The organism is Pseudomonas sp. HN8-3, from assembly GCF_020790195.1.
Lineage (GTDB): Bacteria > Pseudomonadota > Gammaproteobacteria > Pseudomonadales > Pseudomonadaceae > Aquipseudomonas > Aquipseudomonas synxantha_A.
In genome coordinates this window covers 1,661,654-1,685,839 of record NZ_CP086206.1, presented here as the reverse complement: position 1 = coordinate 1,685,839, position 24,186 = coordinate 1,661,654, and the positions used below count along the sequence as shown (strand labels likewise).

Here is a 24,186-nt window from a genome sequence, read left to right as displayed (position 1 = left end):
CAATGCAGACGGCCGCCCGCATCCTTACGGCCACCGTCGTCTAATACGATTCCATTTAAAGCCTGTGCCCTGACACGGGCACTGATCGATCAAATCGGGTCGTTGCGGCGCAGCAACTCTTCGGGCAAGTGCTCGATGTACTCGTCTTCGGCCGGCGGCATTTGCAGGTGGTAGCCCTGTTTGTCGAGGTTTTCCAGCACCACGGTGATGTCTTCGCGCGACAGCTTGCGCTCCGGCGTCAGCACCATGTCAAACGCGTGATGCGCCTTGCCGAAGGCCTCCATCAACGGCTCGGGCACGCGCTCGAGGGCATCGCTTTTGAGCACGTAGAGGTACATGCCGTCTTTTTTCTTGCTGCGGTAGATGGAACAAATACGTTTCAAGGCTGTTCTCCGGCATTGGCCAGGCTGTCGAGCAGCGCCTGGCCCATCAACTCGCGGCGCCAGCCACGCAGCGAGTCTGGCAATTGGTAAGGCCCATCGGGGTAGCCACTTTTGACCAGGGCTTCGAGGGTTTTCTTGCGCAGCATCAGTTCCGGCGCCATCTCCAGGCGCTCGGCGAACGTCTGGCCCAGGGCGCGCAGTTGCTTGATCAGCGCGGCGGCGTCCACCGGCAACGGTTCGGCCACGGCGGGAGGCCATTGGTCCATCGGCACGCTACCGGCACGTTTGATCAGGTCCAGCAGGAACTGGCCGTCCTGACGCACGGTACGCGGGTGCATGTCTTCGATCTTGCCCAGCGCGGCCAGGTTATCCGGCTGGGATTTGGCCAACGGCCAGAGCGAATGCTCGCGGATGATGCGGTTGCGCGGCAGGTCACGGGCGCGGGCCTGCTGCTCGCGCCAGGCGCACAATTCACGCAGCACGGCAAGTTGGGCACGGGACAGTTTCCACGCCAGCTTGGCATCGCGGTACACCTCGAAAGGGTCGATTTCGCGGCGCAGGTTGGCCACCAGTTCGGCACCGTCTTCCAGGACCCAGGCGTACTTGTCATCCGATAGCTGCGGGCGCAGGCGAATATAGACCTCGGCCAGGTGCACCGCGTCTTCAGCGGCGTAGCTGACCTGCGTCTCGGACAATGGCCGCTGCAGCCAGTCCGAACGGGTTTCGCCCTTGGGCAGCTCGATATCCAGCACGGCTTGCACCAGGCGCGAATAGCCCATGGAAAAGCCGAGGTTGAGGTAAGCCGCGGCCAACTGGGTGTCGAACAACGGTGCCGGCAGGCTGCCGGTCAGGCGCAACAGCACTTCCAGGTCTTCGCTGCAGGCGTGCACCACCTTGATCACCGCCGGGTTCTCCAGCAAAGCGGCCAAGGGTTGCCAGTTGTCGATGGTCAGGGGGTCGATCAGGTAAGCGCGTACGCCATCACCGATCTGGATCAGCCCGGCAATAGGGTAAAAGGTGTCGACCCGCATGAATTCGGTGTCGAGGGCGACGAATGGCAACTGCTGCCATTGGGCGCAATGCTGGCCGAGGCTATCGTTGTCGCAGATCCAGTGAATATCGATGGCCACACGGCTCTCCCTTGAAGAATGGCGCGCAGTATATATCGCGAAAGGGGCTTGCGAGCATCCGTAGTGCACACACCATCATGAAAACTCCGACAGGAGATGAAGAATAGTCCGACATATGGGAGTTATCCTCTCTTACGCAGGACGTACACACACCACAGTTTGGAGCCCGGCAGGAACTCCTGGTAATTCAGAACCTTGAAGCCCGCCTGACGAAACTCATCCTCTACCGGTGTACCCGCGCTTACGGAAACAATCACCGTGTCGCGGCTGACGCGGTGAAACTCGCGCAACAACATTAATCGCACATCGCTGCTGGGCACATGGCGAAACAACTCCAGGCAGAAAATACAGTCCACCGCGTTCGCCGAAAGGCCAATCGAAAACGCCGAGCCCTGGAAGGTTTTGACACGTTTTAGCAACGTGCCCGGGTGATGGGTGCGCGCGTGGTCGAGCATGGCCTGGGAGTTGTCAGAGGCGAGGATCACCCGGTTGACGTGCTCGGCCAGCACCGGCCAGAAGCGCCCCGAACCACAGGCCAGGTCAAGGATAAGCCCTGGCTCACCCGCGACCTTCAGCGCATGGCGTACCAGCCGCGCATCCCGCCACGCGGCCAAGCGCTGCAACAGCCTTGGCGGACGCGGATCACCGCACACCCTGGCATGCTCACGGTCACAGCGCTCGGTGAATTCAGTCTCGATGGGGGATGGAGGTTGTGGCGACATCACGGGCTCATGTGGGTAAAACGGTAGTGAACGACCTTGATTCCCAGCTTAACCACTGCAACGTGAAAAAAAGGTCGAAAGCCGCCACCGTAAACTCCGTCACGCCTGATGCAGGTACCAACGCCAATCCTGCTCGCCGACCTCGCCCATGAACTGGCGATATTCGGCACGTTTGACTGCCAGGTAAACACCAAGGAATTCACTGCCAAACGCATCCTTTGCCCATCGTGAAGCCTCAAGCGCACGCAGGGTGGTCAGCCAGTCAGTGGGCAACAGCTCCTTGGCCTGGGCATAACCGTTTCCTTCCACCGGGGCGCCAGGGTCGCGTTGCTCGCGAATGCCGCGATGGATGCCGGCCAGGATCGCGGCGGCCGCCAGATAAGGGTTGGCATCGGCGCCGCAGATGCGGTGCTCGATATGCCGGGAACTGGCCGGGCCACCGGGCACGCGCAGGCTGACGGTGCGGTTGTCCACGCCCCAGGTGGCAGCCAGCGGTGCATAGCTGTTGGTTTGGAAACGCCGATAGGAGTTGGCGTTGGGGCAGAACATCAGCAGCGAATCGAGCAACGTACTCAGCATCCCGCCCACCGCCTGGCGCAGCAGTGGCGTGCCATCAGCCGCCTCGCTGGCGAACAGGTTATTGCCCTGGGCATCGGCCAGGCTGACGTGCATATGCATACCGGTGCCGGCCAGGTCGTCGAACGGCTTGGCCATAAAACATGCGGCCATCCCGTGCTTGTGGGCCACGCCCTTGACCAGGCGTTTGTAGCGCACCGCTTCGTCCATCGCCTGTAAAGCATCAGTGCGATGTTCAAGGGTAATTTCCACCTGGCCCGGGGCGTACTCGGAGATGGCCGTTCGCGCCGGGATACCTTGCAGCTTGCAGGCGCTATAAAGGTCGGCGAGAAACGGCTCGATCTGCTCCAGTTCGCGCAGGCCGTAGACCTGGGTCGAACGCGGGCGATTGCCGTCCATATCCCGCGCCGGTTGCGGACGACCGTTGCCGTCGGGCTTCTGGTCGAGCAGGTAGAACTCCAGCTCTGCCGCCATCACTGGGTAATAGCCATCGGCTTTGAGTGCATCGATGACCTTGGCGAGCAAATGCCGAGGGTCGGCCACGGTAGCGGGCAAGCCTTGTGTGGGGTGCATGCTGACTTGCACCGCCGCGGTGGGGATCAAACGCCAGGGCATACGCTGCAAACTGCCACTGATCGGGTAGGCGCGGCAGTCGATATCGCCGACTTCCCACACCAGCCCTGAGTTTTCTACGTCATCGCCATTGATGGTCAGGCCGAGAATGGTGCTGGGCAGTGGCCGACCGGTTTCGTACACCGCCAGCAGTTCGTCGCGGTGCAGCAGCTTGCCGCGGGGTACGCCGTTGTTGTCGAGGATAAACAGCTCGAACATCTCAATGTCGGGGTTCTGCTCAAGGAAGGTTCGGGCTTCGTGCAGGTGGGCAAAGACACTCATGGCAATTCTCATACGTTTGGGTCGGGCAGATGCAGATGGGCACAGGTGCACGTCATCCGTGGGGGTGGATCAACGTAGAAAAGAGGTGTCTGGCGGGCGCGCGTGTCGACAATGGAACAAGGCCCAGAACGCAAGTGCAGAAGGCAGTGTCGCGGCGTGAGTGTCGGGGCAACCGTCCATGCGCGGATCACAGAAATAGAGAACCCCGAGCGTCACACGCCTGGATAGGCGGTTAAATTCAGGCTTGATGGAGTTTGGGTACAGTTTGGCTAAACATTCCCCACGCCTTGCCACCCTGCCCGGCGCTGGAAATAATGGGCGCCCCGACCGTGCCCCAAGGACTCGCCCCCATGAAAGCTCCTCTGGCCCTCTGTGTGCTGGCAAGCCTGGTAAACATCGCCCAGGCCGACACTGTCCCGTCACGTCTTGACGAGGTGATCCAGCGCGGCACCCTGACCGTTTGCACAACGGGCGACTATAAGCCCTACACCTCATTGCGCGCCGATGGCCATTATGAAGGTATCGACATTGCCATGGCCGAGTCCCTGGCCAAGAGCCTCAACACCACGATCAAGTGGGTGCCCACCACGTGGAAAACCCTGATGCCGGACTTCCTCGCCCAACGGTGCGACATCGCCGTGGGTGGGATTTCGGTGTCGTTGGAGCGGCAGAAAAAGGCGTTCTTCAGCCAATCGCTGGGGGTTGACGGCAAGATCCCACTGGTGCGCTGCGCCGATGTGCAGCGCTACCAAACGGTTGAGCAGATCAACCAGCCACAGGTGCGGGTGATCGAGCCGGCAGGTGGCACCAATGAAGTGTTTGCCCGTGCCCACCTGGGCCAGACGCAGATTCGCCTGCATGACAATGTGACGATTTTTGATGAGCTGCTGGCGGGCAAGGCCGATGTGATGATTACCGATGCCAGCGAGGCGCGGTATCAGCAGAAGCTCAAGCCGGGGTTGTGTGCGGTCAATCCTGAGCGGCCGATGCAGTACAGTGAAAAAGCCTTCCTGCTACCTCGCGATGATGTGGCCTGGAAGAGTTATGTGGATCAGTGGTTGCACTTGAGCGTGGCGACCGGGGGGTATGCGGGGATTGTCAGCCAGTGGTTGGCTGCGCCTTGAATTTGCTGCCATGACGGCCTGTCTGGCACACCGAGATCCAAATGTGGGAGGGGGCTTGCTCCCGATATAGGTGGATCAGCCAAAAAAAATTGTTAACTGACACTCCGCTATCGGGAGCAAGCCCCCTCCCACATCAGCTCGACGAACGCCCTGCAGGCGGCGCTGCGGTAGGCGCCCTTGCGGCTCAATAGTGCGGCAGTACGCTGCGGCAGCGGTGGGTCGATGGTCACGGCGTGCAGCCCCGTCTGCGCCTCGGCCAGTGCTTGGGGCAGGACGGTTGCCAGTGACGTGTTGCGGACGATTTCGATGATTGCGCTGATGGAGTTGGCTTCCATGGCGATAAATGGTTTCACACCTTGCCCGCGGCAGTAGTCATCGATATGGCGGCGGGTAGCGAAGCTCGTGTTCAGCAGCACCAGGGGTTGTTCAAGCCAAACGAGTCGGCTCAATTGGGGATGGCTGGCACTGACCACTACGCTCAGTTGTTCGACAAACAGCCCCTCGCACTCAATGTCCGGCCCATGTTCGCCGGTAAATCCGATACCGATATCCAGCAGGTCTTCGCCCAGTGCAGCTTCGATACGGTCCTGGGTCAACTCCTCGACGCTGAGGGTGATGCCCGGGTACAGCGTATTGAATCGCGCCAGCAACGGGCCGATCAGGTAGGCGGTGAAGGTCGGCGTCATGGCCAGTCGCAAATGCCCGCGGCTGAGGTCTTGCACATCGTGTATGGCGCGGCTGCCGGCCTGCAGGTCCTGCAAGGCCAGCCGCGCAAAGCGCACATAGGCTTGCCCCGCATCGGTCAGGCTGATACTGCGCCCGGAGCGGTCGAGCAGCGGCGCGCCGAGGCTTTCTTCCAGCTGTTTGATCTGTTGTGAGAGGGTCGGCTGCGATACATGCAGCGCTTCGGCGGCGCGAGTGAAGTTGCGATGCTCGGCAACGGCGAGCAAGTAACGGATATGACGCAGCAGCATCGACAGCGCTCCAGCTATAGGCATGACTTATGGACAGCATCATAAACCGGTCTTGGACGCTATAGCCGAAAACTTCCATCCTTGCCCCATCAGCGACGCAAGGAGAACCACCATGCAGCATCTCATCGATGGCTTCCGCAAATTCCAACGTGAAGCCTTTTCCCAACGCAGCGACTTGTTCAAGCACCTGGCGACCACACAGAACCCCGGCACCTTGTTCGTGTCCTGCTCCGACAGCCGTGTCGTACCGGAGCTTCTGACCCAGCAGGAACCCGGCGATCTGTTCGTGATCCGCAATGCCGGCAATATCGTGCCGTCCTACGGCCCCGAGCCGGGTGGTGTGTCGGCCACGGTTGAATATGCGGTGGCGGTACTCGGGGTCAGCGACATTGTGATTTGCGGGCATTCGGACTGCGGCGCCATGACTGCCATTTCCACCTGCAAGTGCCTGGACCATCTGCCGGCCGTGGCCAACTGGTTGCGTCATGCCGAGTCAGCCAAGGTGATCAATGCATCCCGTACGCATGTCTCGGACGCTGCGCGCCTGGATTCATTGGTGCGCGAAAACGTGGTCGCCCAACTGGCTAATCTCAAGACTCACCCCAGCGTTGCGCTGGCCCTGGAACAAGGCCGGATGAACCTGCATGGCTGGGTGTATGACATCGAAACCGGTGGCATCGACGCGCTGGACGGTCGCACCGGACGCTTCGTCTCTTTGCTCGACCATCCAACCACCCGCGCCCACGCTGCCTGAACCTTAACCACCCAAGAGGACATCACCATGTTGCAATCCCAATTCGCCCAAACCCCACGCCTGGCCCTGGCCGATACCGTTATCGACCTCAAGGCACGCAAGAATCTGTCATGGCAGGACCTCACCGATGGCACCGGCCTGAGCCTGGCGTTCGTCACCGCCGCCCTGCTCGGCCAGCACCCACTGCCCAAGGAGGCGGCCGACATCGTGTGCGACAAACTCGGCCTCGACCAGGACGCCAGCCGCCTGCTGCAAAGCGTCCCACTGCGCGGCAGTTTCCCCAGCGGTGTGCCGACCGATCCAACCATGTACCGTTTCTACGAAATGCTGCAGGTCTACGGCTCTACCTTGAAGGCCCTGGTGCATGAGCAATTCGGCGACGGCATCATCAGCGCCATCAACTTCAAGCTGGACATCAAGAAAGTCGAAGACCCGGACGGCGGCTCCCGTGCGGTCATCACCCTGGACGGCAAATACCTGCCCACTAAACCCTTCTGATTTGCCGCCAACCGTCTACGCTCTTGGCACACCAACAAGAACGAGGGACGGTAAATGAAGAGACTGCTCCGATTCACCTGGCTGCTGCTGTTGTGTTGCAGCCAGGTGCATGCCGCCACGGCACAGGAAGCGGATGCCCAAGCCGCCAAGGCCCTGCTGGAAAAGGCCTTGGCGTACTACCACAAGCAAGGTGACAAGGCGTTCGCCGCCTTCAGCCGTCAGGGCGAATTCATCGACCAGGACCGTTATGTGTTTGTGGTCAATACCCAAGGCGTACTGTTGGCCAGTGGCGGGCCCTCCTCCGCACTGATCGGTCGCGACGTGTCCGAGGTACTCGGGCCCGACCTGCAAGCCTCGTTCAAACAAGCCTTGAGCGTGCCGGAAAGCCAGGGTATCCAGCAGGCTGACTATCGCTGGCAGAACTGGAACGACGGCAAGGTCGAACATAAGCATGTGTTTTATCAGCGGGTGGGCGAACGCATCCTGGCGGTCGGTTATTACTTGCCGCGCGCCACGCCAGAACAGGCACGGGCGCTGCGCAACAAGGCGGTGGAAGCGCTGGTCAAGGATGAAACCGGCACGCTCAAGGCGATCAACTCCTTGCAGGGCGGCTTCTTGCAAGATGATCTGTACGTGTTCGTGGTAGACCTGAACACGCGACGCTACGTCGCCCACGGCACCAACCTGCGCCTGATCAACACCGACTTTGCCAAGATCAAGGACCCGGATGGCAAACCGGTGGGTGTGCCGATCCTCAAGATGATGGCCGAGCAGGACCAGGGCGAATACAAATACCGCTGGAAAAACCCGGTGACGGGTAAGGTCGAGAACAAGCACGCTTATGTGCGCAAAAGCGGGCATTTCATGGTTGCGGTGGGATATTACAGCCCCTGACCTGACTTGAAATGCAATCAAACTGTGGGAGCAAGTCGAATCGTCGCGCCGCCCCTCCCACATTTGGTTTCCTACATTCAATTGGACCTAGCGGGCTTTGTCTTCCCGACCACGCAGCACCCGGTTCGGCATCACGATCGCAGCCGCCAACCCCAGCAACGACACTGCCGCACTCACCATCAGCAAATGCCGGAACGTCACCGCCAACTCCCCGCGTAACGCATCCTGCGCCGGGCCGGGTGCGGCGTTGAGGCCGTCAAGCAGCACGTTGCCAGAACTGCCTTCGGCCACCAGTGCGGCGCTCGTCAAATGGGCGAAACTGGAGTCGTGCAACAGCGCCAGCAGCAACGCCGACATGCAAGCCACCCCCACTGCCCCGCCCAGGGAGCGGAACAGGTTGGTGGTGCTGGTGGCCACACCGATATCCCGTTGCTCTACCGAGTTCTGCGTACCCACCAACGAGGTCGGGAACTGCATACCGGCGGCAATGCCGCACAACAGCATGAATACGCTGGTGAGCACCACCGCCTGGGGCGCGCTGTAGGCCATGCCGAGAATCGCCAGCGGGCTCAACACTGCGCCACTGAGGATCATCGGTTTATAGCGGCCAGTCACCGACGTCATGCGCCCGGCAAAATACGCGCCCATCGGCAAGCCCATCGCCAAGGGCAGCAAGTGCAGGGCCGCACTGTCAGCACCGGCGCCGGTCACGGTCTGGTAACGCAGGGGCATCAGCACGGTCAGGGAAATCGCCTGGAAGCTGGTGACAAAAATCGTGCACCAACACAACACCGCACTGCGGTTGGCAAACAAGTGCATGGGCAGCAGCGGTTCGCGCGCGCGGCGTTCGTGCCACACAAACACGCTCAACGCCAACAGTGCGCAGACCAGCGACCCCAGCACTTGATCGTCACGCCACGAATGGCCCTGGCCGATTTCGGTGATACCCAGCAACAAGGCGGTGAGGCCGACGATCATCAGCACCGTGCCGAGGTAATCGATGATCGGCTTGCGCTGCGGCACCGGCAGCCCCACCAGAGTGCGATGGGCCACGTACCAGGCGCCGGCACCCAGCGGCAGGTTGATCAAAAACACCCAGCGCCACGACAGGTACTCGGTCATATAGCCGCCCAGCACCGGCCCCGCCACGCTGGCCACCGCGTACATGCTACTGAAATACCCCTGATAACGTCCCCGTTCGCGGGGAGGAATAATGTCGCCAATGATTGCCTGGCTCACTGAAATCATCCCGCCGGCACCGATGCCCTGGAGAATCCGCGCCAGCACCAATTGCTCCATGCTTTGCGCCATGCCACAAAACAGCGACGCCAGGGTGAACACGCCCATGCCGATCAGCATCATGGGCCGACGCCCATACAGATCGCCAAGCTTGCCGTAGATCGGCACCGCCACGGTCATCGCCACCATATAGCCGGAAATCACCCAGGCCAGCAGGTTGACGTCATGAAACTGCGCGGAAATGGCCGGCATGGACACCGCCACAATGGTCTGGTCCAGGGCGCCGAGGAAGATCGCCATCATCAGCGCAGCAAGAATACTGCGCACGGCGGGAACGGTTGGGGCGGGCTGATTGAGGTGAGTCACGGCAGAACCTTCGAACAAGGCCCGCAGGACAAGATCGCCCGCGGGAATGCTCAATACGATAGCAGGCTATTCGATAGGCTCGTAAGCAAGCCCGACGTAATTTTCTGCAATGGTTTTGCGCCCGGCATCCGAGTGGATGAAATAATCCAGCTCACTCTCGGCAATGCGCTGGCTGAAGGCGTCCGCCTGGGGAAACTCATGCAGCATCGAGGTCATCCACCAGGAAAACCGCTCGGCTTTCCATACCCGGCGCAGGCAGATCGCCGAGTACTTTTGCAGCAAGTCCAGGCGCCCTTCGCGGTACACCTTGAGCAAGATCCGGAACAACGTGCTCACGTCACTGGCCGCCAGGTTCAACCCCTTGGCGCCGGTGGGCGGGACAATATGCGCGGCATCGCCTAGCAGGAACAGGCGCCCGTACTGCATGGGTTCCACCACGAAGCTGCGCAGCGGCGCGATACTTTTTTCAATCGAGGGGCCGGTCACCAACTGCTGCGCCAATGAACCGGGCAAGCGGGTTTTCAGCTCATCCCAGAACCGCTCATCCGACCAATCCTCCACAGCCTCGTCCTGCGGCACTTGCAGGTAATAACGGCTGCGCGTCGGTGAGCGCATGCTGCACAGGGCAAACCCCCGTGGGTGTTTGGCATATACCAGCTCGGCGTGTACCGGCGGCGTATCGGCGAGCACCCCCAGCCAACCGAAGGGATAGACCCGCTCGAATACCTTCAACGCCTGCGCCGGAATCGACTGGCGGGCGACACCATGGAAGCCATCGCAACCGGCGATGTAATCGCACTCCAGGCGATAGGCTTGGCCTTGGTGATTGAACGTCAGCCAGGGTCGATCACTTTTCAGATCATGGGGCTGTACGTCGCACGCCTCGTACAGCGTGGTAGCGCCGGCGGCTGCGCGGGCGGCCATCAGGTCGCGGGTGACTTCGGTCTGGCCGTAGATCATCACCGATTGGCCACCGGTCAATGCCTTGAGATCGATCGGGATAAGTTGGTCATTGAGGGCAATGTCAAAGCCGGTGTGCACCAACCCTTCAACATCCATGCGTTGGCTCACCCCGGCTTCGCGCAACAGGTCAACCATGCCCTGCTCCAACACTCCGGCACGGATGCGTCCCTGCACGTAATCGGAGCTCTGGCGCTCTAGAACAAGGGTTTGAATACCAGCGTTGTGCAGCAGCTGGCCGAGCAGCAATCCAGACGGACCGGCGCCAATAATGGCGACTTGGGTTTTCAGGGTTTTCATTATTTTTATGGCCTTCACGCTTTACCCGAACGTATCGAGTGAAAGAGTTGTCAGTGGAATTGTGGCTGACATTTTTCACTTGAGCGAACCGCATAAGAAGGTGAAAACTGCGTCAAAGCCTGCGCTTTTCGCCAATCGGGGCGATTACCGAACCATTATCCTGAGTATCGGATTGAAACCATGACCAAAACCGCGATTCCGGTCTTCAAGCTTTACGGGGAAAGCCAGCAGTGGCCGACGCCCGATTTGTTGCACTGCGAAACCATTTCCCGGCGCAGTCGGGAATACCAGTGGGAAATCCAGCCCCACCGGCACGCGGATCTGTGCCAACTGCTGTATGTGCACAAAGGCCAGGCACAACTGGAAATCGAAGGCCAGCGCACCACCCTCAATGAAGCGAGCCTGCAAGTGCTGCCGCCACTGTGCGTGCATGGCTTTCGTTTTTCCGAAGATGTGCAGGGTTATGTGGTGACCCTTTCGGCGCCGCTGGTCAGCCATTTGCAGGCGCAATTGGGCGACACCGTCGATGGCCTGCAAACCCTCGGCAGTTATCCTGCGGGCAAGGACAGCGACTACTTGAACAACCTGTTCGTGCGCTTGCAGGACGAATACGCCGAGGATCAACCGGCACGGGACATGATGTTGCACGCCTTGGTCAGCGTGCTGCTGGTGTGGGTCAGCCGCCAGGCGATCCAGCGCCGTCATCCACGCGCCCCACGTGGTCGTGAGTATTTTCGGCGTTTCACCCAACTGGTCGAACAGCATTACCGTGAGCACCCCAAGATTGAAGATTTGGCCCACAAGCTGGGCATCTCGGTCTCACACTTGAACGGGACTTGTCGGGAGTTGGGCGGGCAACCGGCATTGCAGATCATGCATGACCGCCAATTGCTGGAAGCCAAGCGCTTGTTGACCTACACCAGCATGACCATCAATGAGATGTCCGAGGTGCTGGGCTTTTCCGACCCGACCAACTTCTCGCGACTGTTTCGCCGCAGGGTCGGGTTTTCACCCAAGGCGTTTCGCGAGCAATTGAAGGCCGAGCAGCCTACCTGAGCGCGCTGAAGCTGCCGGTGCGCGGCACGCATTGGTCCTGATGGCAACTGATGGCGAACGCCGCCGGTTGCATGCGCGTTTGCTCAACGCGATAGGCGGCTGTCCCGTACAACGCAGTCGCCAATGCGCAGAGGGTGAAAATCGTCAGGTATTTTCTGGTTTTGATACTCATGGCACAGACCTCTGAACGGATCTACACGGTGCTGTTTAAAGCATAGGTCAGTCAGCGCAAGTTGCCATGATTGGCTGCCATTCAGCGCGTTTATATCGCCTCAGAGACCGACGTCCCACGCAGGCGCCTCCGGAAACCGCAGCACCAGAAAATCCAGCAGGCTGCGCAGTGCCGAGGGCATGTGCTTGCGCGAGGCGTACACCGCATAGATGTTCATCTGCCGTGGCTCTGCTGCAGGCAGCAAGCGCACCAGTTCACCACTGCGGATCAGGTCACCGGCCTGATAACTGGGGAGCATCGCCACCCCTGCCCCGGCCAGGGTTATACGCAATAACGTGCTGGCCTCGTTGGCGGTGATATTGCCGTGCACCGGCACCGACACGTGTTCGCCCTGCTCTTCGAAATGCCACAGGCTCTTGCCGAAATAGGAGTGGGTCAGGCAGTTGTGCCGGGCCAGGTCTTCGACTTTCTGCGGCGCCGGATGCTCACGCAGATAGGCCGGTGTGGCACACACCACCGAGCGGCACACGGTCAAGCGCCGGGCGATCAGGTTCGGGTCCAGGTCATTGCTGGTGCGGATCGCCAGGTCGATGCGCTCGTCCACCAGGTTCACCGTGCGGTCGAGCATCTGCAAGTCCACCGTCACCAGCGGGTAGCGCTTGACGTACTCGGCAATGGCCGCGCCCAACTGCGCCTGGCCGAACGAGGTACTGACGCTCAGGCGCAACAAGCCCCGGGGCGCGTCATCGGGCTCGCTGACGGCGGCCTGCATATCGGCGCACAGCTCCAGCAATTGCCGGCAGCGCGGCAGGGTTTCGCTCCCGGCAGCAGTGAGGCTGAGCTTGCGCGTGGTGCGGTGCAGCAGGCGCGCGCCGACCCAATCCTCCAGCTCAGCCAGGTAACGCGAGACCACCGGGCGCGACAGGTCCAGATGATCGGCGGCGGCAGACTGGCTGCCCAGGTCCACCACGGTGACAAACACGCGCATTGCTTGAAGACGATCCATGATCTGCCCGATTTCAGAAACAAACTATGTCCAAGCATCGCATTTTTTGTGGTGTTTTATGCAACTAAGCTCTACCCACCCCTTACCAATGGCAGGAGCTGCCCGATGTTCTCGACCTTCAAACGCTTGACCTTGGCCACTGCCGCCCTGGCGTTCGCCGCCCACGCCGCAGCCGCTGAGCTGAAACTGGACGTGTACAACCCCGGCGAAGCGGCGATCTTTCCCGTCAGCTCGGTGCTGGTCAGCGGTGCCAAAGACGCGATCCTGGTGGACGCCCAATTCGGCAAAGGCCAGGCCGAGCAATTGGTGCAGAAGATCCGCGCCAGCGGCAAGCACCTGACCACCATCTACATCAGCCATGGCGACCCGGACTACTACTTCGGCCTCGACACCCTGACCGCCGCCTTCCCCGACGCCAAGGTGCTGGCGCCGCAACCGGTGGTCGACCATATCAACGCCACCGTCGCCGGCAAGCTGGAATATTGGGGCCCGAAAATGGGCGCCGACAAACCGACCAAGACGATTGTGCCGCAAGTGTTGCAAGGCCACAGCCTGACCCTTGAAGGGCAACAGCTTGAAGTGGTCGGCCTGGACGGTCCGCAGCCGGATCGCAGCTTTGTGTGGATCCCGTCGATCAAGGCTGTAGTCGGTGGCGTGGTTGTCGCCGAAAACATTCACCTGTGGATGGCTGACACTCAGGGCGCGCAATCTCATAAAGACTGGTTGAGCACCCTTGAGCGTATTGAAGGCTTGAAGCCAAAAACAGTGATCCCTGGTCACTACCTGGGCACCCCATCGCTGGCCTCGGTGAAATTCACCGCCGACTACATCCAGGCCTTCGACATCGAAACCGCCAAGGCCAAGGATTCCGCCGCCCTGATTGCGGCCATGAAACAGCGTTACCCCACCCTCGCCGACGAAAGCTCGCTGGAATTGAGCGCCAAAGTCGCCAAGGGCGAAATGAAGTGGTGATCGGCTTTAAACCCTAACCCTGATGGAGAACGTCATGAGCAAAATCGCAATCATTGGTGCCACCGGCCGTGCCGGTAGCCAACTGCTGGAAGAAGCCCTGCGCCGCGGGCATACCGTCACCGCCATCGCTCGCAACACCGACAAGCTGGGCGTACGCCCAGGCGTCACGGTCAAGCAGGTGGATGCCCTGGACGCCGATGCCCTGCAACACGCTATCAGCGGCAGCGATGTGGTGATCAGCGCCGCGCACTTTGCCACCTTGCCCGCCAGCGCCGTGATCGGCCCGGTGAAAAAGGCCGGGGTCAAACGCCTGCTGGTGGTGGGTGGTGCAGGCTCGTTGCTGCTACCGGACGGCAGTCGCGTCATCGATAGCCCGGGTTTCCCTGCGGAGTACAAGGCCGAAGCCAGTGCCGGGGCTGATTTCCTGGAAACGCTGCGCCAGGAAACGGAATTGGATTGGACGTTCCTCTCGCCATCGGCGCTGTTCGACGGGACCGAGCGCACCGGCAAATTCCGCCTGGGCCAGGATGACCTGTTGGTGAGCAGTGACGGTAACAGCTCGATCAGCTTTGCCGACTACGCCATCGCCATGATCGACGAGGTTGAAACACCCAAGCACTCGCGTAAGCGTTTCACCGTTGGCTACTGACACCACGCGGTAAAAATGTGGGAGGGGGCAAGCCCCTCCTACATTTGCGCCTGGCTGGTCAGCCAATCCATCAGGGCCAACAACCCGGCAGAAGGCACTGTCTGCGGCGGATACACCAGGAAGTAGCCCATGCCCGTCGGCACCCGCAGTTCAAACGGCATCACCAGGCGCCCCGCCTTCAGGTCCTCGCCAATCAGCGCACGATCACCGATCGCCACGCCCGAGCCTTGTGCCGCCACCGTCATCGCCAGGTCCAGCGTTTCGAAATGATGCCCCTGGCTCAGACTGCTCAGGCGCGTACCCGCCGCTTTTAACCACAATGCCCAATCCCGCTGATCCCGTGTGGGGTGCAGCAGCACCTGGTGTTGCAGATCCGCTGGCGTGTGCAAGTTGTCCAGCGAGGCCGGCGCACAGACCGGTGTGAGTTGTTCATCGAACAAATGCCGAGCCTGCTCGGACTGCTCGGCGATGGGCGCATAGATCACCGCCGCATCAAATGGCTCGCGACGAAAATCCACGGTGTAGGCCACGGTGGTGGTCAGTTCCACCGGTACATCCGGGCGCTCCCTTTGCCATTGCAGCACGCGTGGCAGTAGCCAGCGCATCACACAGGTGGACGCCTTGAGCTGCAAAACCTCGCGGCGACTGCCGATTTGCTCCACGGCCTCACCGATCACGCCGAACACCTGCTGCACCCTCAGCGCCCACTCGCGACCTTCCTCGGTCAGGCTCAAGCCCCGCGCCTGGCGCACAAACAACCCATAGCCCAAATGCCGTTCCAACCCCGCGATCTGGCGGCTCACCGCCCCCTGGGTGATGTGCAGTTGCTCGGCGGCGCGGGTGAAGTTGCAGCATTGGGCCGTGACCCAGAAGGTGTGCAATGCGGGCAACGGTGGAAGGCGTTTCATTAGGGCGCAGCCATGACGTGAGGACATGGCGAGTATGACTTTTTATCGATTGTTGCCGCTACCGGCCAGCCGGTCCAATAGCGCCTTCAATCCATAACAAGAGCGACCGGCATGGCAACCTGCGGCGAAGTATTGATCCACCTCCTGAAAGGCTACGGTGTCGATCATGTGTTCGGCATCCCCGGTGTGCATACCGTGGAGCTGTACCGTGGTTTGGCGCGCTCCGGCATCCGTCACGTCACCCCGCGCCACGAACAGGGCGCCGGGTTTATGGCCGACGGCTACGCGCGCACCTGCGGCAGGCCTGGTGTGTGTTTCATCATTACCGGCCCGGGCATGACCAATATCACCACGGCCATGGGCCAGGCCTATGCCGATTCGATCCCGATGCTGGTGATTTCCAGTGTGCAGGCGCGCAGCCAGTTGGGCGGCGGGCGTGGCAAGTTGCATGAGTTGCCGAATCAGAGCGCACTGGTGGCCGGCGTGGCGGCGTTTTCCCATACCTTGATGTCGGCCCACGAGTTGCCCGGCGTGCTGGCACGGGCGTTTGCACTGTTTCAGGCCGGGCGGCCGCGCCCGGTGCATATCGAGATTCCGTTGGATGTGCTGGTGGAGAATGCCGACGCTCTGCTGGGCAGCCAGCCGGTCAGCGTGGCCCGCGCCGGAGCGGCACCGGCGGCGATCGAGCACATGAGCCGCTTGCTCGCCACCGCCCAACGCCCGCTGATTCTGGCCGGTGGCGGCGCCATCGATGCGGCGCCCGAGTTGACCCGCCTGGCCGAAACCCTCGGCGCGCCCGTGGCCCTGACCATCAATGCCAAAGGCCTGCTGCCTGCCGCACACTCGCTGTTGATCGGCTCGACCCAGACCCTGGCGGCCACCCGCGCACTGGTCGCCGAGGCCGATGTGGTACTGGCCATCGGCACGGAACTGGCGGAAACCGATTACGACGTGACCTTCGCTGGCGGCTTCAAGATTCCCGGTACGTTGCTGCGCATCGATATCGACCCGGATCAGACCGTACGCAACTACCCACCCGAGGTGGCCCTGGTGGCCGACGCGAAAATCGCCGCCCGGGCGCTGCTCACCGAACTGGACCGCCAGTCACTGGCGCCGCGCAATACCGATTGGGGCGCAGTTCGCGTCGCACGTTTGTGGGCCGAGCTGGAGCCCACTTGGGACGCTGCCACCCGTGCACACACGCGGCTTCTCAACACCGTATTGGAAGAACTGCCCGGCGCCGTGCTGGTGGGTGACTCCACCCAACCGGTGTACAGCGCCAACCTGACCCTGAACCTCGACCGACCACGTCACTGGTTCAATTCATCCACCGGCTACGGCACCCTGGGCTATGCCCTGCCCGCCGCCATCGGCGCCTGGCTGGCGCGCGGCGATGAACAACCGGTGGTGTGCCTGATCGGCGACGGTGGCCTGCAATTCACCCTGCCGGAACTGGCCAGCGCCGTGGAAGCCCGCACACCGGTGATCGTGCTGTTGTGGAATAACCAGGGCTATGAGGAGATCAAGAAATACATGCTCAATCGTGCCATCGAGCCTGTGGGTGTAGACATTTACACCCCGGACTTTATTGGCGTGGCCAAGGCCCTGGGCTGCGCGGCAGAGAGCATCGAAGGCATCGAGCATCTGCGCTCGGCACTGCGCGCCGCAGCTGATCGCCAGGGGCCGACGCTGATTGAAATCGACCAAGGGCGGTGGGAGTCGACCAAGCCTGGAACTCGCTCTATGTGACTCTGGTTTTCCCCTGTGAGAGGGGCAATCTGTCAGTTATCCGCAATTTTTAGATAGCCCCAGCGACTTTCTGATTTGCCCCACTTGCCCCTGCATGGCCTGATTCGCCCTTGTTCGAACAAGGCAGGCCCATGGAAAACGTTCACGCAAAACCCACCACCGCCGTATGGCTGATGATCAGCGTGGTGCTGGTCGCCCTTAACCTGCGACCGTCGATGGCGGCTGTGGGGCCGTTGTTATCGTCGATTCGCGTGGATGTGCCGTTGAGTTTCAGCAGCGCCGCGTTACTGACCATGTTGCCGGTCATGGCCATGGGCCTGGCGATGTTTGTTGGCATGGGCCTGTCCAAGCGCCTGGGCGAACATCGCAGCATTATGCTGTCGCTGCTGGTGATTGGGCTGGCGACCTTATCGCGGCTGTTGCTGGATTCGGCGCTGGAGCTGATCGTCAGCGCGATTGCCGCAGGGGTCGGCATCGCGCTGATTCAGGCATTGATGCCGACGCTGATCAAGTCGCGATTCAGCGCTGACGTTTCGCTGTTCATGGGCCTGTATGTGACTGCGATCATGGGCGGCGCTGCGCTGGCGGCATCACTCTCACCCTTGGTGCAAGTGCGCACCGGCAGCTGGCGCATCGGCCTGGCGATCTGGGCGGTACTGGCGCTGTTGGCGCTGGTGTTCTGGTATGCCCAGCGTTCGGCTCTGCCACCCTTGCCTCAAGCAGAATCGAGCATTCGGGAATCATTTTTCAGCAATCGCCGCGCCTGGTTGCTGGCGATCTTTTTTGGCCTGGGCACGGCGTCCTATACCTGTGTATTGGCGTGGCTGGCGCCGTACTACGTCGAACAGGGCTGGAGCGAGCAGAATGCCGGCTTGCTGCTGGGCTTGCTGACCGCCATGGAGGTGATCTCCGGCCTGGTCACTCCGGCCATCGCCAACCGACGCCAGGATAAACGCGGCGTGATCGCGGTGCTGCTGGTGCTGATCATCCTCGGGTTCTGCGGCCTGATCCTCAGCCCGCAACACTGGAGCCTGCTATGGCCTTGCCTGCTCGGCCTGGGTATCGGCGGGTTGTTTCCCATGAGCCTGATTGTGTCCCTCGACCACCTCGACAACCCACGGCGCGCCGGTAGCCTTACCGCATTTGTACAGGGCATCGGTTACCTGATTGCCGGCGTGTCGCCCTTGATTGCCGGAGTGATCCGCGATCAATTGGGCAGCTTTGAAGGGGCCTGGTGGTCGCTGACCGCGGTGACTGTGGTGATGCTGCTGATGGTCCTGCGCTTCAACCCCCGGCATTACGTACGACATATCCGCTGACGTCGTATTACAAACAGTATTTGTCCCACGCGAAACATTGAATAGTCCTACAGAGCTTTCTATTGGTACGAGCGTTCCGTTAACATTTTGCCCAGTCTTGTACTGAGTTCGGTACAAAGGGTTTACGGACGAAACCGATGCTAAACAGTAACTCGCTCAGAAAGCTCGATATGCAGGATTTGATGGTGTTTATCGCCGTCTACGACCAGAGCAGCGTTACTGATGTGTCCGAAACGCTGTTCGTCAGCCAGTCCACGGTGAGCTACAGCCTGAAGAAGTTGCGCACCAGCTTTGAGGATGAGCTGTTTATCAACACACGGGCCGGTATGCGTCCGACGTACAAGGCCACCACCATGTACGGGCATGTGCAGAAGATCCTGGAAAGCATCAACCTGTGTCACGCCGGTGGCCAGGCCTTTGACCCGACCCAACAGGCGGTGACCTTCAATGTGTGCGCCCCGGAATACTTCGAGCAACTGATCCTGCCACGGCTGTTGAAGCACTTCGACCATGCCGACCTGCCGGTGATCGTCAATGTGCAGAAGCTGGAAACCGACATTCCCGTCGATGACCTGCGTGAAGGCCGCCTCGACCTGGTGATCTGCTTCGGCCCGCACTTTCATCGCACCCATAAAGACTTCAAGACCCAGATGCTGCTGGAGGATGACCTGGTTTGCGTGTTCGACCAGCGCTCGGCGCCCAGGGAGCCGGCGTTCAGCCTGCAATCTTTCGTCGAGCGGCGTCACATATTCCCCACGCCATGGTCCTCCGACACCAACATGATCGACGGCTGGCTCGCACGTCAGGCGCGCAAGCGCCAGGTGATCGCACGGGCCAACAGCTACAGCGCAGCGTTGAAGATGATTACCGGCACCGACTTCATCGTCACCCTGCCGCGTCGCGTGCAAAAGTTGCTGGCGCCGGCACCGGGGTTCGGTGTGTGCGAAGCACCCAACGGTTTGCCGGGGTTCACCCTGGATATGCATTGGAAGGAAACCAATGGGCAAGACAGCGCCAATAGCTGGTTTCGTGAGCAAGTGGTGAGGGTGTGTGAGGAACAGCTGCAAGCGGCAAGTTGAAGGCGCCAAGCCGTCTCTACAGTTGCTTTTAGCTTGGAGCCGGGAGCTTGTCACTCATGAACGCCTCCAGCCGCGAACGCATCCAGCGCTCCGCCGGGTCGGTGTCGACGTGGCTGAGCCAGACCATCGACAAATCCAGGGTCGGGGTCTGGAAGGGAAACGGCTCGCAGTACAAATTGCCGCCGGCGGCCATGGCTTGGGCAGTGTAATCCGGCAGGCTGGCGATCATATCGGTGCCGGCGAGCAACGCCGGCAGCGAACTGTATTGCGGCACCGACAGCACCACATGGCGCTTGCGGCCCACCTCCGCCAGCCACTCATCGGCAAACCCGGCCACGTTGGCAGTGTGGGACACCAGCACATGGGGCCGTGCGCAATATTCATCGAGGGTCAGCGGCGTGTCCGAGGCATCGGCGCGCAGCAGGCAGGGGCGGATATGCCGCAACAGCTTGCGCTTGGCATTTGCCGGCAGGCCGCGGGTCTGGGTGATGCCGACGGTGATATCGCCCGACGCCAGCAAGTCGGGAATACGCCAGTAATCCACGTGCTGCACCACGAACACCACCTGCGGCGCCTCCTGGCGCAAGGCACGCAGCAACGGTGGCAGCAGGCCGAACTCGACGTCATCGGACAGGCCGATGCGAAAGGTCATGGTACTGATGGACGGATCAAAGTCATGGGTCAGGCTCAGGGCCGATGACAAGGAATCCAGGGCCGGCGACAGGTGCTGGATGATTTCCTCGGCACGGGCCGTGGGCTCCATGCGATGGCCGACACGAATGAACAACGGGTCGTTGAACAAGGTGCGCAGGCGGTTGAGGGCCGAACTGATGGTGGGCTGGCCGAGAAACAGCTTCTCCGCCACCCGCGTCACATTGCGCTCAAGCATCAGCGCTTCGAAGACCACCATCAGGTTGATGTCGGCCTTGCGTAGTTCATTGCGATTCATCGGCGCCCACCCCTCTCCCCAAGACAAGCCGCAGTTTAGAAAGGCCACGGGGCTGCGTCTATGTGCGCACTGCTCATCAGGCGGTTTGGGGACTATAAATCAGCGCTTGAGGGCTATGTAAGCCTCACAGAACAACTGTGGGAACGGCCTATCCCACCCCCACAGCTAGATTGTGTTTACCTTGAAGTCAGGGTTTCAGCGGGCGCTCCTGGTCCCGTTCGGAAAGCTCCGTGCCATCGTCCGGGTGCTTCCAGGTTTGCGGTTTTTCTTCCTCTGGCTGCCGCCGATGATGATCACGTTCTGGCTCATTGTGCTGCTGGTGTTCGTTGCCCATAGCCACCTCCCATCCGTAAGAATTGGACACAAGCTCAAGCATAGAACAGGTCTGAAAAATCGGATGGCCGTTTTGACTGATAGCCAAAACACATCAATGCATCCATATTTGTCACTTATCATTTCTAAATGTGTCAGCCACTATCCCCAGTCTTAAGCGAAACAAGCACTTTAAAAAGAACGCTGGAGACACAAAATCATGACTAGCCCTTCCCGGCCCGCCTCTGCCAGCTCGAAAGTAGGCGCTGTACTGCGCGTTACTTCGGGCAACTTCCTTGAACAGTTCGACTTCTTTCTGTTCGGGTTCTACGCGACCTATATCGCCGCCGCGTTCTTCCCGGCCGCTAATGAGTTTGCGTCATTAATGATGACCTTCGCCGTGTTCGGCGCGGGCTTCCTGATGCGACCACTGGGTGCAATCATTCTGGGTGCCTATATCGATGACGTGGGCCGTCGCAAAGGCTTGATCGTGACCTTGTCGATCATGGCCAGCGGCACGCTGTTGATCGTGCTGGTGCCCAGTTATCACACCATTGGCCTATGGGCGCCGCTGCTGGTGCTGCTGGGCCGCCTGCTGCAAGGCTTCTCGGCCGGTGCGGAATTGGGCGGTGTCTCGGTTTACCTGTCTGAAATGGCTACGCCGGGCCGCAAAGGGTTCTACACCAGCTGGCAGTCGGGCAGCCAGCAGATCTCCATCGTGGTCGCCGCAGCGCTGGGCTATGGCTTGAACGTGTGGATGGAACCGGCAGTGGTGGCCGATTGGGGCTGGCGTATTCCATTTGCCGTAGGTTGCGTGATCATTCCGTTTATCTTTGTGCTGCGTCGCAACCTGCAGGAAACTGAAGAGTTTGCCAACCGCAAGCATCGCCCGACCATGCGTGAAGTGATGGCGACCCTGGTGAAGAACTGGACCGTAGTCATCGGCGGCATGTTGATGGTGGCCATGACCACCACCGCGTTCTACCTGATCACCGTGTACGCACCGACCTTCGGCAAGACCGTACTGCAACTGAGCACTTCCGATGCCCTGCTGGTGACCTTGCTGGTGGCGGTGTCGAACTTTTTCTGGCTGCCGATCGGCGGCATCCTCAGTGATCGCTTCGGCCGCAAACCGGTACTGATCGCCATGACCGTGCTGACTGTTCTCACTGCTTATCCAGCGCTGTCCTACGTGGTCAACGCGCCAAGCTTTGCGCACATGCTGGAAACCCTGTTGTGGTTCTCCTTCCTCTACGGCCTGTACAACGGCGCAATGATCCCGGCGCTGACCGAAATCATGCCGGTGGAAGTGCGCGTGGCGGGTTTCTCCCTGGCTTACAGCCTGGCGACTGCAGTCTTCGGTGGCTTCACGCCGGCGATTTCCACCTGGTTCATCCACATCACTGAAGACAAGGCATCTCCCGCCTATTGGATGATGTTCGCCGCACTGTGTGCGCTGTGTTCAACCCTGGCGTTGTATCGCCACGCCAATACCCGTGGCCAAGTCATGCAGGAGGCGGTGCAATGAAGCCTTTGTTCAAATCCCTCACTGCCGTCGTCCTCGGCGCCCTGGCGCTGACGGCCCAGGCCGAAGAGCTCAAGGTGATGACCTCTGGTGGCTTCACCGCCGCCTATAAACTGCTTGGCCCGCAATACGCCAAGCAAAGCGGTGACACCCTCGACACCATTCTCGGCCCGTCCATGGGCAAGGCGCCGGAAGCGATTCCCAACCGCCTGGCCCGCGGCGAGCACGCCGACGTGGTGATCATGGTCGGCTACGCCCTGGATGAGCTGATCAAGCAAGGCAAGGTCGACCCCGCGTCCCGCGTGGAACTGGCCGATTCGCGCATTGGCCTGGTGGTGAAGGAAGGCGCGCAAAAACCTGCGATCAATACCGACGCCGAACTCAAGGCCGTGCTGAGCAAAGCCAAATCCGTGGCGTACTCGGACAGCGCCAGCGGTGTGTACGTCGAGAAAGAGTTGTTCAAGAAACTCGGTATGCCGGCCAAAGGCACCATGATCGAACGCGTGCCGGTGGGCGAGCAGGTGGCCAAGGGTGACTACGAAGTGGGCTTGCAACAGGTGGCTGAATTGTTGCCGGTCAAGGGTGTGACGTTTGTCGGCAAAATCCCGGAAGACGTGCAATCGGTGACACGCTTTGCGGCGGGAATTCCGGTCAATGCCGAACACCCCGACGAGGCCAAGGCGCTGCTGCAGTTCATGGCCTCGCCGCAAGCTCAACCGGTGGTGCAATCCACCGGCCTGGACTCGGTGTCACGCTGACCGAAACGGCATCTCCCGCACCAATCGTTCCAACTCCAGCGCCGCGGGCGGCAATGTCCGCCCGCGGCGCTTGATCAAGCCCACATTGCGCATCACCTGCGGCTCTACCAGCGGCACACTCACCAGAATCGGGTGCTCGCACGCCGGCATCGCAATCGACGGCACCATCGCCACACCCAGCCCCGCCTCCACCAGCCCGATCATCGTGGTCACGTGGTGGGTCTCGCAGATACTCGGCTTTTTCACCCGCACGCCACGCAGCGCCTGGTCGAGCAGGAAGCGGTTGCCCGAGGTTTTGTCCACGCTGATGTAGTCGTGTTCATAGGCCTCGGTCCAGGTCACGCTCTCACGCGTGGCCAACGGATGGTCACGCCGACAGGCAAGCACATAACGCTCCTGCAGCAACAGCTCGAACTCGACCTCGTCGGCCAGGCTACCGCTGAAGCTCACGCCGAAATCCGCTTCACCGCTTGCCACCGCATTGCTCACTTCACCAGCACTGGCATCGAGCACCCGCAGGCGAATCTTCGGATACAGCTTGTGGAATTCGGAGATCACGTGGGGCATGAAGTAATACGCGGTAGACGGCACACAGGCGATGGTGACGTTGCCCATGCGTGTGGACGCGACGTTGCTGATGCCCATCAAGGCGATGTCGAGATCGTCGAGCATTCGCTCCACCTGGGGCAAGAAGGCACGACCGACCATGGTCAGACTGACCCGCCGTGTGGTGCGTTCGAACAGCTTTACATCCAGGGCGGATTCAAGCTTCTCGATGCGTCGGCTGAGGGCCGGCTGCGAGATACGGATGGCCTCGGCGGCGCCACGGAAACTGCCCTTGTCTACCACGGCGCGGAAGGCTTGGAGATCGTTGAGGTCGAAATTGATGATCACGGGAGGCAGGCCAAAGTGGTCGGG

The 24,186-nt window shown here is 60.8% G+C and carries 25 protein-coding genes; 12 read left to right on the top strand and 13 right to left on the bottom strand.

The features are described from left to right. Window positions 1–89: 89 nt before the first annotated feature. From LJX92_RS07645 to LJX92_RS07630, 4 genes are all read right to left on the bottom strand, one after another. Window positions 90–383 (bottom strand): YcgL domain-containing protein, encoded by a 294-nt coding sequence (locus tag LJX92_RS07645; RefSeq protein WP_228309523.1) that lies wholly within the window; start codon window positions 381–383, stop codon window positions 90–92. Next, window positions 380–1,513, bottom strand: coding sequence for a ribonuclease D (gene rnd / locus LJX92_RS07640; protein WP_032877242.1), 1,134 nt, complete (start codon window positions 1,511–1,513; stop codon window positions 380–382). The genes LJX92_RS07645 and rnd overlap by 4 nt, the downstream gene beginning before the upstream one ends. Before the next feature lie 122 nt (window positions 1,514–1,635). Continuing rightward, the gene (locus LJX92_RS07635) at window positions 1,636–2,235 is read right to left on the bottom strand and encodes a class I SAM-dependent methyltransferase (RefSeq protein WP_005786086.1); all 600 of its coding nucleotides are present in this window, start codon (window positions 2,233–2,235) and stop codon (window positions 1,636–1,638) included. A 99-nt stretch (window positions 2,236–2,334) separates the two neighbouring features. Then, window positions 2,335–3,705 (bottom strand): glutamine synthetase family protein, encoded by a 1,371-nt coding sequence (locus LJX92_RS07630; protein WP_228309522.1) that lies wholly within the window; start codon window positions 3,703–3,705, stop codon window positions 2,335–2,337. 350 nt (window positions 3,706–4,055) lie between these two features. Here LJX92_RS07630 and LJX92_RS07625 point away from each other — a divergent pair, with 350 nt between their 5' ends. Beyond that, window positions 4,056–4,829, top strand: coding sequence for a transporter substrate-binding domain-containing protein (locus LJX92_RS07625; RefSeq protein WP_223018537.1), 774 nt, complete (start codon window positions 4,056–4,058; stop codon window positions 4,827–4,829). Between the two features lie 107 nt (window positions 4,830–4,936). Here LJX92_RS07625 and cynR read toward each other — a convergent pair whose 3' ends face one another. Then, window positions 4,937–5,803, bottom strand: coding sequence for a transcriptional regulator CynR (cynR, locus tag LJX92_RS07620; RefSeq protein ID WP_148852362.1), 867 nt, complete (start codon window positions 5,801–5,803; stop codon window positions 4,937–4,939). 112 nt (window positions 5,804–5,915) lie between these two features. Between cynR and LJX92_RS07615 the strand changes: the two genes are divergently transcribed. From LJX92_RS07615 to LJX92_RS07605, 3 genes are read left to right on the top strand one after another with little or no spacing between them, the layout of a single operon-like run. Beyond that, complete coding sequence (locus tag LJX92_RS07615) at window positions 5,916–6,557, top strand: carbonic anhydrase (protein ID WP_005786082.1); 642 nt, start codon at window positions 5,916–5,918, stop codon at window positions 6,555–6,557. 27 nt (window positions 6,558–6,584) lie between these two features. Then, window positions 6,585–7,055: a cyanase gene (gene cynS / locus LJX92_RS07610; protein WP_005786081.1), complete on the top strand. Its 471-nt coding sequence runs from the start codon at window positions 6,585–6,587 to the stop codon at window positions 7,053–7,055. Between the two features lie 54 nt (window positions 7,056–7,109). Further along, window positions 7,110–7,949 carry a cache domain-containing protein gene (locus tag LJX92_RS07605; RefSeq protein ID WP_148852364.1) on the top strand — a complete coding sequence of 280 codons (840 nt, stop codon included), beginning with the start codon at window positions 7,110–7,112 and terminating at the stop codon, window positions 7,947–7,949. An 87-nt stretch (window positions 7,950–8,036) separates the two neighbouring features. Here LJX92_RS07605 and LJX92_RS07600 read toward each other — a convergent pair whose 3' ends face one another. Together LJX92_RS07600 and pobA are read right to left on the bottom strand one after the other, a co-directional pair. Continuing rightward, window positions 8,037–9,554, bottom strand: a complete 1,518-nt coding sequence (locus LJX92_RS07600) for an MDR family MFS transporter (RefSeq protein WP_228309521.1) — start codon at window positions 9,552–9,554, stop codon at window positions 8,037–8,039. Window positions 9,555–9,620: 66 nt separating this feature from the next. Further along, on the bottom strand, window positions 9,621–10,805 hold the full coding sequence (gene pobA / locus LJX92_RS07595; RefSeq protein ID WP_410457902.1) for a 4-hydroxybenzoate 3-monooxygenase: 1,185 nt from the start codon (window positions 10,803–10,805) through the stop codon (window positions 9,621–9,623). Window positions 10,806–10,994: 189 nt separating this feature from the next. Here pobA and LJX92_RS07590 point away from each other — a divergent pair, with 189 nt between their 5' ends. Next, entirely contained in the window at window positions 10,995–11,870 is an 876-nt protein-coding gene (locus LJX92_RS07590) for a helix-turn-helix domain-containing protein (protein WP_228309520.1), read from the top strand. On the opposite strand, the gene LJX92_RS07585 is transcribed toward LJX92_RS07590, so the two are convergent. Further along, window positions 11,863–12,042, bottom strand: coding sequence for a hypothetical protein (locus LJX92_RS07585; RefSeq protein WP_003189580.1), 180 nt, complete (start codon window positions 12,040–12,042; stop codon window positions 11,863–11,865). The two genes, LJX92_RS07590 and LJX92_RS07585, sit on opposite strands and share 8 nt — an antisense overlap. 100 nt (window positions 12,043–12,142) lie before the next feature. Beyond that, window positions 12,143–13,048: a LysR family transcriptional regulator gene (locus LJX92_RS07580; protein WP_005786071.1), complete on the bottom strand. Its 906-nt coding sequence runs from the start codon at window positions 13,046–13,048 to the stop codon at window positions 12,143–12,145. 105 nt (window positions 13,049–13,153) lie between these two features. Here LJX92_RS07580 and LJX92_RS07575 point away from each other — a divergent pair, with 105 nt between their 5' ends. Continuing rightward, window positions 13,154–14,020 carry an MBL fold metallo-hydrolase gene (locus LJX92_RS07575; protein WP_032877249.1) on the top strand — a complete coding sequence of 289 codons (867 nt, stop codon included), beginning with the start codon at window positions 13,154–13,156 and terminating at the stop codon, window positions 14,018–14,020. 34 nt (window positions 14,021–14,054) lie between these two features. After that, window positions 14,055–14,669 carry an NAD(P)-dependent oxidoreductase gene (locus LJX92_RS07570; protein ID WP_078820600.1) on the top strand — a complete coding sequence of 205 codons (615 nt, stop codon included), beginning with the start codon at window positions 14,055–14,057 and terminating at the stop codon, window positions 14,667–14,669. A gap of 38 nt (window positions 14,670–14,707) precedes the next feature. Here LJX92_RS07570 and LJX92_RS07565 read toward each other — a convergent pair whose 3' ends face one another. Further along, entirely contained in the window at window positions 14,708–15,577 is an 870-nt protein-coding gene (locus LJX92_RS07565; protein WP_228309519.1) for a LysR substrate-binding domain-containing protein, read from the bottom strand. 111 nt (window positions 15,578–15,688) lie between these two features. Here LJX92_RS07565 and LJX92_RS07560 point away from each other — a divergent pair, with 111 nt between their 5' ends. The 3 genes from LJX92_RS07560 (at window position 15,689) to LJX92_RS07550 (ending at window position 19,724) form a co-directional block, all read left to right on the top strand. After that, on the top strand, window positions 15,689–17,326 hold the full coding sequence (locus LJX92_RS07560; protein WP_228309518.1) for a 5-guanidino-2-oxopentanoate decarboxylase: 1,638 nt from the start codon (window positions 15,689–15,691) through the stop codon (window positions 17,324–17,326). 131 nt (window positions 17,327–17,457) lie between these two features. Then, a complete protein-coding gene (locus tag LJX92_RS07555; RefSeq protein WP_228309517.1) occupies window positions 17,458–18,645 on the top strand; it encodes a cyanate transporter in 1,188 nt (395 codons plus the stop codon). 137 nt (window positions 18,646–18,782) lie between these two features. Continuing rightward, a complete protein-coding gene (locus LJX92_RS07550; RefSeq protein WP_032877254.1) occupies window positions 18,783–19,724 on the top strand; it encodes a LysR family transcriptional regulator in 942 nt (313 codons plus the stop codon). Between the two features lie 28 nt (window positions 19,725–19,752). Here the strand turns inward: LJX92_RS07550 and LJX92_RS07545 are convergent, their stop codons facing one another. Then, window positions 19,753–20,673: a LysR substrate-binding domain-containing protein gene (locus LJX92_RS07545; RefSeq protein WP_032877255.1), complete on the bottom strand. Its 921-nt coding sequence runs from the start codon at window positions 20,671–20,673 to the stop codon at window positions 19,753–19,755. A gap of 187 nt (window positions 20,674–20,860) precedes the next feature. Continuing rightward, a complete protein-coding gene (locus tag LJX92_RS07540; RefSeq protein ID WP_164699504.1) occupies window positions 20,861–21,007 on the bottom strand; it encodes a hypothetical protein in 147 nt (48 codons plus the stop codon). Window positions 21,008–21,205: 198 nt separating this feature from the next. On the opposite strand from LJX92_RS07540, the gene LJX92_RS07535 reads away from it, so the two are divergent. Then, a complete protein-coding gene (locus LJX92_RS07535; RefSeq protein ID WP_148852369.1) occupies window positions 21,206–22,513 on the top strand; it encodes an MFS transporter in 1,308 nt (435 codons plus the stop codon). Then, window positions 22,510–23,268 (top strand): substrate-binding domain-containing protein, encoded by a 759-nt coding sequence (locus LJX92_RS07530; protein WP_005786057.1) that lies wholly within the window; start codon window positions 22,510–22,512, stop codon window positions 23,266–23,268. Before LJX92_RS07535 ends, LJX92_RS07530 begins: the two co-directional genes overlap by 4 nt. On the opposite strand, the gene LJX92_RS07525 is transcribed toward LJX92_RS07530, so the two are convergent. Then, window positions 23,260–24,162: a LysR family transcriptional regulator gene (locus LJX92_RS07525; RefSeq protein WP_057701145.1), complete on the bottom strand. Its 903-nt coding sequence runs from the start codon at window positions 24,160–24,162 to the stop codon at window positions 23,260–23,262. The two genes, LJX92_RS07530 and LJX92_RS07525, sit on opposite strands and share 9 nt — an antisense overlap. Between the last annotated feature and the right edge of the window lie 24 nt (window positions 24,163–24,186).

Bases quoted from the DNA above. Each gene is read 5' to 3' on its own strand.
- LJX92_RS07635 (WP_005786086.1), bottom strand. From the start codon at position 2,235: ATGTCGCCACAACCTCCATCCCCCATCGAGACTGAATTCACCGAGCGC.
- LJX92_RS07630 (WP_228309522.1), bottom strand. From the start codon at position 3,705: ATGAGTGTCTTTGCCCACCTGCACGAAGCCCGAACCTTCCTTGAGCAG.
- LJX92_RS07625 (WP_223018537.1), top strand. From the start codon at position 4,056: ATGAAAGCTCCTCTGGCCCTCTGTGTGCTGGCAAGCCTGGTAAACATC.
- cynR (WP_148852362.1), bottom strand. From the start codon at position 5,803: ATGCTGCTGCGTCATATCCGTTACTTGCTCGCCGTTGCCGAGCATCGC.
- LJX92_RS07615 (WP_005786082.1), top strand. From the start codon at position 5,916: ATGCAGCATCTCATCGATGGCTTCCGCAAATTCCAACGTGAAGCCTTT.
- cynS (WP_005786081.1), top strand. From the start codon at position 6,585: ATGTTGCAATCCCAATTCGCCCAAACCCCACGCCTGGCCCTGGCCGAT.
- LJX92_RS07605 (WP_148852364.1), top strand. From the start codon at position 7,110: ATGAAGAGACTGCTCCGATTCACCTGGCTGCTGCTGTTGTGTTGCAGC.
- LJX92_RS07590 (WP_228309520.1), top strand. From the start codon at position 10,995: ATGACCAAAACCGCGATTCCGGTCTTCAAGCTTTACGGGGAAAGCCAG.
- LJX92_RS07585 (WP_003189580.1), bottom strand. From the start codon at position 12,042: ATGAGTATCAAAACCAGAAAATACCTGACGATTTTCACCCTCTGCGCA.
- LJX92_RS07580 (WP_005786071.1), bottom strand. From the start codon at position 13,048: ATGGATCGTCTTCAAGCAATGCGCGTGTTTGTCACCGTGGTGGACCTG.
- LJX92_RS07575 (WP_032877249.1), top strand. From the start codon at position 13,154: ATGTTCTCGACCTTCAAACGCTTGACCTTGGCCACTGCCGCCCTGGCG.
- LJX92_RS07570 (WP_078820600.1), top strand. From the start codon at position 14,055: ATGAGCAAAATCGCAATCATTGGTGCCACCGGCCGTGCCGGTAGCCAA.
- LJX92_RS07565 (WP_228309519.1), bottom strand. From the start codon at position 15,577: ATGAAACGCCTTCCACCGTTGCCCGCATTGCACACCTTCTGGGTCACG.
- LJX92_RS07560 (WP_228309518.1), top strand. From the start codon at position 15,689: ATGGCAACCTGCGGCGAAGTATTGATCCACCTCCTGAAAGGCTACGGT.
- LJX92_RS07555 (WP_228309517.1), top strand. From the start codon at position 17,458: ATGGAAAACGTTCACGCAAAACCCACCACCGCCGTATGGCTGATGATC.
- LJX92_RS07550 (WP_032877254.1), top strand. From the start codon at position 18,783: ATGCTAAACAGTAACTCGCTCAGAAAGCTCGATATGCAGGATTTGATG.
- LJX92_RS07545 (WP_032877255.1), bottom strand. From the start codon at position 20,673: ATGAATCGCAATGAACTACGCAAGGCCGACATCAACCTGATGGTGGTC.
- LJX92_RS07540 (WP_164699504.1), bottom strand. From the start codon at position 21,007: ATGGGCAACGAACACCAGCAGCACAATGAGCCAGAACGTGATCATCAT.
- LJX92_RS07535 (WP_148852369.1), top strand. From the start codon at position 21,206: ATGACTAGCCCTTCCCGGCCCGCCTCTGCCAGCTCGAAAGTAGGCGCT.
- LJX92_RS07530 (WP_005786057.1), top strand. From the start codon at position 22,510: ATGAAGCCTTTGTTCAAATCCCTCACTGCCGTCGTCCTCGGCGCCCTG.